Raw genomic sequence first — 11,772 nt, 5'->3', positions numbered from 1 at the left:
TATGAAGGCTGCGAACATTTTTAAAAATAATGCAAATTTTTTTGAATAAAAAATGATCGTGGTCATAGAGTGTTGTCGGCCAAAAAAACATGCTGACATGCTGGATTGGAGCTCAATGGAGGAGAAGTTATGCTGGGATGGGTGATTACCTGCCATGACGATCGCGCACAGGATATGCTTGATCGCCTGGAGAGAAAAAATGGTCCGCTGGCGCAATGCCGGGCGGTCAATTTTTGGCGCGGCGTGAGCTCAAACATGTTGAGCCGTATGATGTGTGATGCCCTCCATGCCACCGACTCCGGTGAAGGCGTGATATTTTTAACCGACATTTCCGGCGCGGCGCCTTATCGTGTAGCGTCGCTGATGAGCCATAAACATTCTCAATGTGAAGTTATTTCAGGTGTCAGCTATTCATTGATAGAGGAAATGCTTCCTTTGCGAGAGTCGATGAGCAGTTCAGCATTTCGCGACCAGATTGTCGCGCTTGGCGCGCCGGATGTCACCAGTCTCTGGCATCAGCAGCAGAAAAACCCGCCTTTTGTATTGCTACATGATTTGTATGAGTTTTGATCAATACCATTGACGACGCTTTTGCTACAATAACGGCGTTTTTTCGCCTCGGTTATGATATATGGTTATGCGCGTTGTTCTTATCTTGCTGTTCTTTTTCTCCGGTAATGTGTTGGCTGCCTTGCCCGCTCGTTATATGCAAACGACGAAAGACGCCGCCATCTGGTCGCAGATTGGCGATAAAATGGTGACCGTAGGGAATATCCGCGCCGGACAAATTCTTTCCGTAACGCCTGTTGCGGCTGATTATTATGCCTTTAAATTCGGCTTCGGCGAGGGGTTTATCGATAAAGGCCATCTGGAACCTGTGCAGGGAAAACAAAAAGTGGAAGATGGCCTGGGCGATCTTAACAAGCCGCTCAGCAATCAGAATCTGGTGACCTGGAAGGACACGCCGGTGTATAACGCGCCGGACATCAGTAGCGCCCCGTTTGGCGTATTGGTGGATAACTTGCGTTACCCCATTATTAGTAAGCTGAAAGGCAGGCTACATCAAACCTGGTATCAGATCCGTATTGGCGACAGGCTGGCTTATGTCAGCGCCATAGATGCGCAGGAAGACAACGGCATTCCGATTTTGACCTATCATCACATCTTACGTGATGAAGAGAATACCCGTTTTCGCCATACGTCCACCACGACTTCGGTTCGGGCATTCAGCAACCAAATGACCTGGCTTCGCGATCGCGGCTATGCCACGTTGACGATGTACCAACTGGAGGATTACATCCATAACCGCGCGAATTTCCCGGCGCGCGCGGTGGCTATCACCTTTGATGATGGCCTTAAATCGGTGAGTCGCTATGCGTATCCGGTATTAAAGCAGTACGGTATGAAAGCGACGGCATTTATTATTTCATCGCGTATTAAGCGCCATCCGCAAAAATGGAATCCCAGGTCGCTGCAATTTATGAGCGTGTCCGAATTGCGCAAGATAAGCGATGTTTTTGATTTTCAGTCGCATACTCACTTTTTACATCGGGTAGATGGGCATCGTCGTCCGATTTTATATAGCCGCAGCTACCATAATATTCTGTTTGATTTTGAACGTTCGCGGCGGGCGCTCGCACAGTTTACTCCGCACGTATTTTATCTTTCTTATCCCTTTGGCGGCTATAACGCGACCGCGATCAAAGCAGCAAAAGACGCCGGTTTCCATCTGGCGGTCACCACGGTGAGAGGGAAGGTGAAGCCGGGAGATAATCCGATGCTGCTCAAAAGGCTGTATATTTTACGCACGGATTCGCTGGAAACCATGTCGCGGCTGATCAGCAACCAGCCGCAGGGGTAAGGACTATCAGGCAACCTGGACCGGAATGGCTTTCGCGGTACGCTTCATTTCGTTGTCGCCTTCAAAGTAGGCCACTTTCGGCCGCCATGTCCGGGCTTCTTCATCAGACATGGTGACGAAGCTGGCGATAATCACAATGTCGCCAACCTCAGCGCAGTGCGCCGCCGCGCCGTTCACCGAGATGATTCTGGAGCCGCGTTCAGCCGCAATCGCATAGGTTGAGAAACGTTTCCCATTGGTCACGTTCCAGATATCAATCGCTTCGTTTTCCAGAATACCGGAGGCATCGAGAAAATCCTGGTCAATGGCACAGGAACCTTCGTAGTGCAGGTCCGCCTGCGTGACTTTTACGCGGTGGAGCTTGCCTTGCAGCATGGTGCGAATCATAACATCTATACCCTGTCGTTTATCTTGACTAAGCAGGCGCTTGTGGCCTGCTTTGGAAATTCTCAGGCAGTATTGCCCGATTTTTAACCCCTGTCTACTGGGCTAATGTAACGCTTTGATTATCGATCAGACGCGCCTGACCCAGCCAGGCGGCGGCCAGAATCACGGCGCGTTTGCTGGTTTCCGTCAGTTCCAGCAGCGTGTCGGCATCACGGATTTGAATGTCGTCGGCACGGAAGCCTTTTTCATTCAATTCCTGTTCGGCAATGGCAATAATCTCTTGCAGCTCACGATTACCCGCAATCAGTTTTTCAGCGATGCTATTCATCACGTTGTGTAGACCTGGCGCAATTTTGCGCTGCTCTGCGGTCAGATAACTGTTACGTGAGCTGAGCGCCAGGCCGTCTTTGGCGCGGATAATCGGCACGCCGACGATCTCAATGTCATAACTCATATCCGCCACCATTTTGCGAATCAGCGCCAGTTGCTGGAAATCTTTCTCGCCAAAGCAGGCGATATCCGGCTGGATCAGGTTGAACAGCTTGCTGACGATGGTCGAGACGCCGCGGAAGTGGCCCGGACGGCTGGCGCCTTCCAGCATGGTGGAGAGGCCGGGAACATCAACGTACGTCTGGCCTTCCAGCCCCTGCGGGTAAATTTCCTCAACGGCTGGCGCAAAGACATAATCGACTTTGCGCTTGTTCAGCTTTTCACAGTCTTCCTGCAGCGTGCGCGGATAACGCACCAGATCGTCCGGCCGGTCAAACTGCATCGGATTGACGAAAATGCTGACGAACACCACATCAGCCCGGGCTTTTGCCTCATCGACCAGCTTCATATGACCGTCGTGCAGATTGCCCATGGTGGGAACCAGTGCGACGCGTTTGCCTTCCTGACGCAGACGACGGATATGCTGGCGCAGCAGCGGCAGGGTTTCAATGATTAGCACAACAAGACTCCTTGAGTTGCCTGATGATCCTGCCCGATGGCGCTGCGCTTATCAGGCCTACATCCGTTGAGGATCTGTAGGCCGGATAAGACGCGTCGCGTCGCCATCCGGCACGGTTAGAAAAATTAGTGAAAGCTGTGTTCTTCGCCCGGATAAACGCCGGACTCCACTTCAGCTATATACTGCCGTACAGCTGCGCGCATGTCGCCCGTTTCGGCAAGGAAATTTTTCGCAAATTTAGGGATATGGCCGCCGGTGATGCCGAACGCGTCGTGCATTACCAGGATCTGCCCGTCGGTAACGTTGCCCGCGCCGATGCCGATCACCGGAATCGACAGTGCTTCCGTGACGCGCTTCGCCAGTTCAACCGGCACGCATTCCAGCACCAGCAGCTGTGCGCCCGCCGCTTCTAAGGCCAGCGCGTCATCCAGCAGCACCTGCCCGGCGTCGCCGCGCCCCTGAATTTTATAGCCGCCGAAGATATTCACCGACTGCGGCGTCAGCCCCAGATGGCCGCACACCGGCACGGCGCGTTCGGTGAGCATTTTCACCGTATCAACCAGCCATGTGCCGCCTTCGATCTTGACCATATTGGCCCCGGCGCGCATCACGATGGCCGCGTTTTCAAACGCCTGTTCCGGCGTGGCATAAGCCATAAACGGCAGGTCGGAGAGCAGCAGGCAGTTCGGCGCGCCACGGCGAACGGCGCGGGTGTGGTAGGCGATATCTTCCACGGTGACCGGCAGGGTGGAGTCGTGCCCCTGAATTGTCATGCCCAGGGAGTCGCCCACCAGCATCACGTTGATGCCTTCATCGGCGAACAGTTTGGCAAAGCTATAGTCGTAGGCGGTGATTGTCGCGAAGCGCTTCTTTTCCTGTTTGCATTTTTGCAGCAGTGAGATAGTGGTGGGTTTGCTCATAACCTCTCCGGCCATAATATTGATGAATAGAATGGCCGCATTGTAGGGGAATGATCGAAGAAAGTGTTAGCGCTTTGTGGGAAAGGAAAAAACCGGCAGAGGAGGTCTGCCGGAATAAACATCAGGGATAAGTAATGGTGAATTTACCCGTAGCTTTGAATTTTCCTGGGGTTATCGCTTTGTTACCATCCTGTTTCAGGGGCGCCTGGAAATTCATTACCTGCTCAGCATTCCCAATTTCGCTATTTTCGTAATCCGGGGAATTAGTAAAAGAATAAATAGAACTGCTGATGTTTGGCTTAAGTAAGGTCCAGTCAGCAGGGCTGTTTGGATTTTTCTCCCCTTCGATCATAACACCAATGCCACCAGCCGCCTCACTGCCGGTAAGTGTATTACCGAGCAAGGTGTTATCCTGTCCTCCTACCGTTGCAGAACTTAACGTAACATTCAATTCTTTAACGTAAGCGCAATTACTGAGCTTTATGGAAAACTTGCGGTTAATGGTATTCGCCGAAATGTCTTTGGCATTCTGTTCCCCAAATGGGACCGTTGAATTTGTTACCCCATCGCCTGTGACCGCATTGGCCTGGCAGGTAGGATAGTTAATCGTCAACTGATTTGGTGCTATATTGTAATATACATTATGTGAGCCTGAGAAGGCTGGTGATGAAGCAAATTGATAATCATACGATTGTTCTTTTCGTAGCGAGACAGATAACGAAGTTGCTCCGGCAGGATTAAAAGAGTCATCAATATACAAATGATATTTAACCCACAGAACAATACCGCCTAATCCAAAATAGGTCCAGTTGGTTGGCCTCTGACAGAGTTCGAAACGACCATCCTTTGGCATGATATTTGTTAAATCAAATTTTTTTGCGCCGGACGTTTCTCCGTTGCTCCAGTTTACCCAGAATTTTTCATCCCAGTATTGGCCGCCAAAGTTGATGCTGGTGACTTCGATACCCATGTACATACCAGGAGTATTAGTTTCCCATAACATATTACCGTTGTAGGTTTTACCGGAGTTCTTGTAGCCATGATATAGTGTCAGGACATGGTTATCATGATCTTTGTTACAACTTAGCCCAGTACCGGGGTCGAGTTCTGTCGCATTATTCGATACGGAGATTTCACGCAGTCCTGAGCCGTTATGAATAGCTATTGGATTAAGCATGTTTGTGGGCGCATAGGATTTTGTAAAATCCTGCACCGCTCCCCATACGTTTCCCCCTTCATTCTTTGTATATTGGCCTACATATAGTGACCAGCCATACGAAGGCGTCACAAAAGAAACGAAAGATAACAGTAATAATGATATGATTTTAATGACACTCTTTAGTCTCTGAGTGTTTAATAGCATCAGTCGGTGATCGCATTTTGTTATCATAATAGTTAACTGGTCCTCACGTTATTCGTATTCAACATTTACCAGCACGCGGCTGCTGAGTTTGCCGGGGACGACCACGTCGTTACTGAGGACTTTCTGCATCCGGGCATAAAACGTCCATGAGGTATCGCTGTATGTCGTCGCGGCAAAGGTTGCCCGCGAGGAGCCATCGGTGTTCAGAACGTTATGGCGGGGTGACTCGGTGGTAAAAATCACTACGCCGACGTTGGAGGCACCGTCTGTGCTGGTCGCTAAATCATTGGCAAACACCTGCTTATTACCGGTAACGAACTGCCCGCTCTGTGGTAAGAAGTTAAACGTGACGTTCGTGATTGCGCCGCCGCTAACCGGGCAGCTTATCAACTTAATCAGAAATTCCTTGCCGCCCCCGTAGTCCGTTTCCGCCGTGATGCCATCGGCAAAGTAACTCGGCCCGACGGTCGCTAAACTGACTGTACCATTACCGTCAATTTCAATCTGGCAGGTATCTTTCTGCACGGTGGCGGTAAAATCCACGTTGGTGTCGGCATACAGAGAGGCGGTAAACAGGGCTGTAGCCAGCCCTGTGGTTAACGTGAAGAGAGGGATAATACGAGAGCGCGTCATGCTTCTCACCGTTACGGGTAAGTAATGGTAAAGATAGTTGGGGAGTAAAAATCACCCGCCGTCCGGCTTGCGGCCGACAGACCGCCTTCAGCAACCAGACGTGCGCTAAGCGGATAATCGACAGGTGCCGTTGTGCTGGCTCCCGTCAGATCAATATCCTGCGGATTTTTAGACCAGCAGTGGAATTTCACCGTGCCTGAGGTTCCCGGGACGGACGTTGGCCATAATTCTACGTTGGTTCCCACCGCTTTATCAGGGGCGGTTGAGGCGTTAGGGAACTGGCCGTTAGTGTGGTTGGTTCCGGGGCATTGGACGTTGTTAGGCGCTATTACAAGCTGGGCTTTTTTATTGGGTATCCCGGCGCAGTCGCTGAAACGTAATGCAAAGGATTTTACTTTTGTTCCGGCCGCAACTTCAGAAAGATAGACACTACCAAAAGCAATAGTATTGGTGGCAGTGTCGCCATCCAGCACGGATACGGAACATGTACCGCTCGTAATATTAGCATCAACGGTCAAATCCAGGCTTGACGTTCCCGCCAGAGAGGGTATGGATATACTCGCGCTGACTGCTGCCAGTACACCAACAATCACTTTATGTAATAATTGTTTTTTCATCATAATATCCCTATTACTGATAAGTAAAATTAAACGTCGCTTTGGCACTGAAAGCGCCAATCGTTCCTGCGCCGTCAGTCAGTTCACGCAGCGCTACAGTCATTTCCACCGCGTTGACCGTCAGTTCGTCTTGTGCCCAGTCGAATGAACCTGAGCCCGGAGTTAAATAGGTTTCACCTGTTGTCGCTTTACGCTTAATTCCCATACCAATATTTTTGGCGGCGCTGCTGTCAGTCGATTCATTTTTAATAAAATTACCGCTGGTCGACGTAGAGCTGGCCAGAGAGGTCGTAATTTTAGAGGTTCCCGCACTGCAATCGCTGGCAACGATCTTAAAATTTTTCTGCGAATCTGCCGATTTTTTGACGATCTTATCCAGACCTACGTCGCCAACCGTAAGTTTATAGCCGTTTGTCGCATCGCCAGAGATGGAAGATCCGTCTAATGCGGTAATCGACATGCTGCACGTCGTGGCCAGCACGGTAGCGGTAAAGTCAACGTTGATATCTTCCGCCTGACTGGTCAGTGGAAATATCATCGCGAGCACAGAGGCTGCTAAAAGGTGCTTATTCCTTCTCATTGTCTATTCCATTTGATTTAAGGTTATTAACACGACAGGTTACGTGGTCTAACAGTAAGGTCTGGCTGGACCCTACCGTTTGTTGCGTTGCAGGCAACGCAAAGGTTGCTGAACAAGTTACTGGCTGGTTTTCTTCAAACCAACGTACTGAGAGTTCGCCCGCATCGCTGATACCGCGAACAAAAGCCTGTCCGCCCTGGCCCATGTTGCCGATCTGCACATCGTTCTCGTAGATTTCTGCGCCAAACGGCAGAGCTTTGCCGTCATTGCGGGACATGTTAAGAATGACCGAGCGTCCCTGGTCGGTTTCAAAACTGGCTAAGACCACCGCGCCATCGCGCGGCACCAGAGTTGCGCTGGTGCTCTTAAGCTCAACGTCGTTTTCCAGTGTGTCGATATCGACATTGACCAGGTTTTCTCTGTAGGCGGAAAGCGAGTTTGTCGCGCCGTAGCCCCAGCGATCGATGGTGCTGTTGCCACCATTGATGCGTGCGCCTTTCGCACCGGGGGCTTTTACCAGCACGATGGCATCGCTATTACCGAAGTTATCGTTAGTGAACGTCAGGCCGCCGCCATGCAGGACAAAGCCCCCGTTTGTCGCGAGCGAATATTGTCGGCTGCTATCGTTATTGGCAGAGGCTGAGGCCGAAATATCTCCCCACGGGGATTGATAGCTGGCATAGCCGCCGATATCAGAGATGTTCTTGCCCTCTTTCTGCATGGTATAACCCGTATTTACGCTATAGTTCAGCATATTGTCTTCGCTGCTACCGCTGCTGTTCATGCTCAGGTTATGGCCACCGTTAAAGTCCGTCCGCATCTGCGTGGAGAGGGTGTTAAAACCGGAACGGCGACTCTCCCCGCCAAGCAGGTTGGCGAGCGGAATACTCAGGTTGATATAGAGCGAATCATCTTTTTTACCGTCTTCATCCCAGGTGCGTTGCAGGTTGACGCTCATGCTGCCCCATGAGAAGCCTTTGCCGTAGCCCAGCGTATAATCGCTGCGGCTGTCGCCCGCCGCCCAGTAATCTGTCCAGGAGCCTGAGAGATAAAAAGAACCGTAATCAATTTCACCATCCTGTAGCGGCTGGCTGATGCTCAGGGTGACCTGGTTTTTCAGGCGAGAGAAGTTACTCATCGTGTTACGCGGCACTTCATCTCCATATTTAGCGTCGTCAATCAGTTGAAGCGCGTCGTTCAGGCCCAGATAGTTCTGGGTTGAATAACGGTAAGCCGCCACGTTAAACGAGGTCTCGGTGGCTTCAATCAGTTTGTTCCACGTTAAGCGGTAGCTCTGTCCCTGATAGGTTTTATCATCAGGGATCTCCGTGCGGGAGTGGGTGACGTCCAGCGCGATGGCGCCAAACGGTGTGTTGAGGCCCATGCCGAACAACCCCGCCAGGTAGTGATTATCGGTAGCCTGAACGCCAGTATAGGCGGTCAGATAGTTGTTCAAACCGTAATAGTAGGTACCCTGCGCGACATATGGATTATCGTGAAGATCGTCGTCATTCACTTCCCCGGCGCTGACATCCCAGCGCCCGACGCCGGGTTTTTGCATCTGCATTACCGAGGAGAAGGGCTGGCTAAAGGTTCGCTTGCTGCCGTCGGCCTCTTCGATAGTGACGATGAGGTCGCTCCCGTAGCCAGAAGGACTGAGATCGTTAATCTCGAACGGACCTGGCGGCACCGTTGATTCATAAATTTTGTAGCCGCCCTGGGTAATGGTGACTTTGGCGTTGGTATTGGCGACGCCGCGGATCACAGGGGCGTAGTTGGCAAGCTGTGACGGTAGCATACGGGAGTCACTGTACAGACGCACTCCGCGAATGCTGACCGAGTCGAAGGTCTCGCCGGTGGTGTATGTCTCGCCCATCATCAGCTGTGAGCGTAGTGCAGTGAGATCGCGCTGGATGTAGCGGTTCTGAAAATCGAAGTTACTGCCGCTGTTATTGTTCCAGTTATAGTTGCCGTTGGCGCGAAAATGCCAGGCTCCGAGGTTAATGCCGGTATTGAGGGCTGCGTACATACTGTCGTTATCGGTACCGTGATTGGTATTGTGGTAGCCGTTAATGTTGTAGGAGAGTAGCGCGGCCGGGATTCCGTTTTCCCATAGCGACGGTTCCACATAGCCGTCATAACTTTTGTTAACCCATGCCTGAGGCACGACGATATCCAGGCGCTGGTCGCCCATATCAAACGTTACGCTGGATTGTTCAATCAGCGCTGGCAGATTTAAGCAATCGTCGCTCTCGTCGTCGCCTTTCTTCAAAATGGCTTTTTCGCCGACGTTTTGCGGCGGCTTAATGTGTAGCTGCGCCAGATTTTTCACGGTCAGGCAGGCCTCGGCGCTTTTTTTGCCGATGTCGATAAACGGGATGGTCTGGCTGGCGACGGCCTTCTCATTGACAAACACTCTCACGGTGTACGTTCCCACTGGCGTGGGGTTGCCATTAGAATAGCGGCTGACATCAATAGACGTAGCGCCATCGCCCATCAGAAATGTGCTGTCGTATTCAACGATGTCCGCAGCCAGGCCGGGCTGACTGTAAAACAACGCGCAGCACACCGCGAGCAGCGTCTTTTTTGGCATGGTCCTGGTTGTGGAAACGTTTTGCACCGTCTTTTTCATCCTGCTTTGTGATAACGTCATTACAGTGAAGCTGAGCCAGCGATGATGCCGCCGTAGTCATTAATGGACTGGAATTCCAGTTTGCCTGCGCTGGCGTTTTGCAGTCCTTTCACCGTGAAGGCGGCTTTGCCAAAAGGGGCAACCATGGTCGCGTCGACGTCATAGCGTTTTCCGCCGCTGGTGTAGGTGGCAGAGTTAAAGGAGACGTAATACGGGGTCGGGTTATCGGCGCGAAGAACGGCATGGCCCTGTTCGCTGGCGACCTGCCATTTCAGCTGTTTTGCCGCTTCTGCCGGGGCGCCCGGTAAACCCGTCGGGCGATAAAACAGTTTGATGCGGGTGCGAAACGCCAGCTGGAGCAAATTTTTATTTTCTTCCTGGCTGGTATTTACCTTCGGTGGAACTTCCAGCACGTTGAACCAGAAAACGCTTTCGCGATCTTTCGGTAGCGATTCTGTGGCGGTATACATAATTTTTATCGACTGCCCGCGCTTAGGTTCTATTCGTGATACCGGCGGCGTGGCGGCGAAGGGCGCTTTAATACTGCCCGGCTCGGCATTATCGTTGCCGAGATCTATCCAGTTCTGAACTAATAATGGGCTTTTACCTTTATTTTCCAGACGCACGCTGACATCTTTTTTATTTGCATCATAAATAATACGCGTGCCGGAAATAATAATATCGGCCTGGCTGGCAGAGCTAAATAACGCCCCGGTCAGAGCGATAGCAGACAAAGTAAACTTTAAAGAGTGAGACATAAGCCGTCCTTGCTGTATTGAATATCCGAAACAGGGTAAGTAGCGCCGAAATTCGCTACTACCCTGCGATGTGCATCGTCTGTAATACTGTCTGTTAAAGACAGAGAGACTGATGACAAACACCGAAACTAAATAAATGTTGGATTTTATTTAACCCGTAAAAAATCAACTCATTAATATTAATCGAGTTATTGGTTTTGTGGGGCAAGGCGCAATCCAACATTAAACAGCGCCAATAGCGTTGTCAGCAATCTGAGAGGCGACTATTACTCGTAAGTAAAGGTATAAATCGCATTGGTGGAGACCAGACCGGTTGTCACGCTGGCACCTGCATCAGACGATTTCACGTAAGACGCTTTAAAGTTGTAAGTTGCGATACCGTTGGTAAAGATTTTTTCCATAGTGTTAGAAGGATCGTTGATTTTCACCAGCGAGAGAGCGTTGGTATCGTCAACATGGTGAACCGCGATATCAACCGCTTTCGCCGCCTCGATACCGCTGCGGGTCAGCGTTTCGTCGTTATCCAGGGTGCCCTTCGTATTGCTAAAAGAGGAGGACATCGTCAGATATGATTTCGCCAGGCCTGCGCCAGCATCGGAGCAGTCGATAATGATGGAGAAATCTTCTGCGTTTACGCCTGCGGTGCTGTTTTGAACTTCTGCGGTGACATCGCTAACGTGTGCGGTTTTCAGAGTAACCGTACCGTCGGTATTGCTATTACCAACAGCAGAGCTGACGACTTTTTTACAGGTTTCAGCGCTGACCAGACCTTCAAAGTTAATACGACCACCTTCGACAGCCATAACGGAAGAAGAGCCTAAAGCCATAAATACGGCTGTCACCAGGAGAACTTTTTTCATACTTGCATCCTTACAAAATGAGATAAATGTACCACTTCAATAAGATTAAAGAGGGAAGGCACATTCTATGCGTATGTTTCATTATGTAAAATAAAGAAATATTATGTGTTTGTTTAAAAGATATTTGTGGTGAATTTTTTTTGCAAAAGCAAAAATGCTGATTAGGTTTATATTTTTTTTAATGATGTTTAAAAACAAGAAAGTACATTAAA

Annotated in this window: 12 protein-coding genes; 2 read left to right on the top strand and 10 right to left on the bottom strand. The window is 50.4% G+C overall.

Annotation, left to right across the window (positions count from 1 at the left end):
• Window positions 1–129 precede the first annotated feature (129 nt).
• Entirely contained in the window at window positions 130–570 is a 441-nt protein-coding gene (locus J4614_RS06755; RefSeq protein ID WP_000901969.1) for a PTS sugar transporter subunit IIA, read from the top strand.
• Between the two features lie 61 nt (window positions 571–631).
• Window positions 632–1,861 (top strand): polysaccharide deacetylase family protein, encoded by a 1,230-nt coding sequence (locus J4614_RS06750; protein ID WP_208293106.1) that lies wholly within the window; start codon window positions 632–634, stop codon window positions 1,859–1,861.
• Window positions 1,862–1,867: 6 nt separating this feature from the next.
• Here the strand turns inward: J4614_RS06750 and panD are convergent, their stop codons facing one another.
• The 10 genes from panD to J4614_RS06700 form a co-directional block, all read right to left on the bottom strand.
• Entirely contained in the window at window positions 1,868–2,248 is a 381-nt protein-coding gene (gene panD / locus J4614_RS06745) for an aspartate 1-decarboxylase (protein ID WP_000621526.1), read from the bottom strand.
• A 94-nt stretch (window positions 2,249–2,342) separates the two neighbouring features.
• Window positions 2,343–3,197, bottom strand: a complete 855-nt coding sequence (gene panC / locus J4614_RS06740; protein WP_000905340.1) for a pantoate--beta-alanine ligase — start codon at window positions 3,195–3,197, stop codon at window positions 2,343–2,345.
• Between the two features lie 125 nt (window positions 3,198–3,322).
• On the bottom strand, window positions 3,323–4,117 hold the full coding sequence (panB, locus tag J4614_RS06735; RefSeq protein ID WP_000043006.1) for a 3-methyl-2-oxobutanoate hydroxymethyltransferase: 795 nt from the start codon (window positions 4,115–4,117) through the stop codon (window positions 3,323–3,325).
• A gap of 121 nt (window positions 4,118–4,238) precedes the next feature.
• Complete coding sequence (locus J4614_RS06730) at window positions 4,239–5,507, bottom strand: fimbrial-like adhesin (RefSeq protein WP_208293105.1); 1,269 nt, start codon at window positions 5,505–5,507, stop codon at window positions 4,239–4,241.
• 21 nt (window positions 5,508–5,528) lie between these two features.
• Window positions 5,529–6,113: a fimbrial-like protein gene (locus J4614_RS06725; protein ID WP_183046210.1), complete on the bottom strand. Its 585-nt coding sequence runs from the start codon at window positions 6,111–6,113 to the stop codon at window positions 5,529–5,531.
• An 11-nt stretch (window positions 6,114–6,124) separates the two neighbouring features.
• The gene (locus tag J4614_RS06720) at window positions 6,125–6,733 is read right to left on the bottom strand and encodes a fimbrial protein (RefSeq protein WP_310887700.1); all 609 of its coding nucleotides are present in this window, start codon (window positions 6,731–6,733) and stop codon (window positions 6,125–6,127) included.
• A gap of 10 nt (window positions 6,734–6,743) precedes the next feature.
• Window positions 6,744–7,310 carry a fimbrial protein gene (locus J4614_RS06715; protein WP_208293104.1) on the bottom strand — a complete coding sequence of 189 codons (567 nt, stop codon included), beginning with the start codon at window positions 7,308–7,310 and terminating at the stop codon, window positions 6,744–6,746.
• Complete coding sequence (locus J4614_RS06710; protein ID WP_238075548.1) at window positions 7,297–9,903, bottom strand: outer membrane usher protein; 2,607 nt, start codon at window positions 9,901–9,903, stop codon at window positions 7,297–7,299. Before J4614_RS06710 ends, J4614_RS06715 begins: the two co-directional genes overlap by 14 nt.
• Before the next feature lie 59 nt (window positions 9,904–9,962).
• Window positions 9,963–10,700, bottom strand: coding sequence for a fimbrial chaperone (locus J4614_RS06705; RefSeq protein ID WP_183052992.1), 738 nt, complete (start codon window positions 10,698–10,700; stop codon window positions 9,963–9,965).
• Between the two features lie 266 nt (window positions 10,701–10,966).
• A complete protein-coding gene (locus J4614_RS06700; protein ID WP_208293102.1) occupies window positions 10,967–11,560 on the bottom strand; it encodes a fimbrial protein in 594 nt (197 codons plus the stop codon).
• Window positions 11,561–11,772 lie beyond the last annotated feature (212 nt).

The sequence above is a fragment of the Salmonella sp. 32031103-2018-00083-FB-01-SM-01 genome, from assembly GCF_017571995.1.
Lineage (GTDB): Bacteria > Pseudomonadota > Gammaproteobacteria > Enterobacterales > Enterobacteriaceae > Salmonella > Salmonella enterica.
Note: the sequence above shows the minus strand (reverse complement) of the source record. Positions and strands in the feature narration are given on the sequence as shown.

Coding starts and splice junctions, on each gene's coding strand:
- J4614_RS06755 (WP_000901969.1), top strand. CDS start 130: ATGCTGGGATGGGTGATTACCTGCCATGACGATCGCGCACAGGATATG.
- J4614_RS06750 (WP_208293106.1), top strand. CDS start 632: ATGGTTATGCGCGTTGTTCTTATCTTGCTGTTCTTTTTCTCCGGTAAT.
- panD (WP_000621526.1), bottom strand. CDS start 2,248: ATGATTCGCACCATGCTGCAAGGCAAGCTCCACCGCGTAAAAGTCACG.
- panB (WP_000043006.1), bottom strand. CDS start 4,117: ATGAGCAAACCCACCACTATCTCACTGCTGCAAAAATGCAAACAGGAA.
- J4614_RS06730 (WP_208293105.1), bottom strand. CDS start 5,507: ATGATAACAAAATGCGATCACCGACTGATGCTATTAAACACTCAGAGA.
- J4614_RS06725 (WP_183046210.1), bottom strand. CDS start 6,113: ATGACGCGCTCTCGTATTATCCCTCTCTTCACGTTAACCACAGGGCTG.
- J4614_RS06720 (WP_310887700.1), bottom strand. CDS start 6,733: ATGATGAAAAAACAATTATTACATAAAGTGATTGTTGGTGTACTGGCA.
- J4614_RS06715 (WP_208293104.1), bottom strand. CDS start 7,310: ATGAGAAGGAATAAGCACCTTTTAGCAGCCTCTGTGCTCGCGATGATA.
- J4614_RS06710 (WP_238075548.1), bottom strand. CDS start 9,903: ATGCCAAAAAAGACGCTGCTCGCGGTGTGCTGCGCGTTGTTTTACAGT.
- J4614_RS06705 (WP_183052992.1), bottom strand. CDS start 10,700: ATGTCTCACTCTTTAAAGTTTACTTTGTCTGCTATCGCTCTGACCGGG.
- J4614_RS06700 (WP_208293102.1), bottom strand. CDS start 11,560: ATGAAAAAAGTTCTCCTGGTGACAGCCGTATTTATGGCTTTAGGCTCT.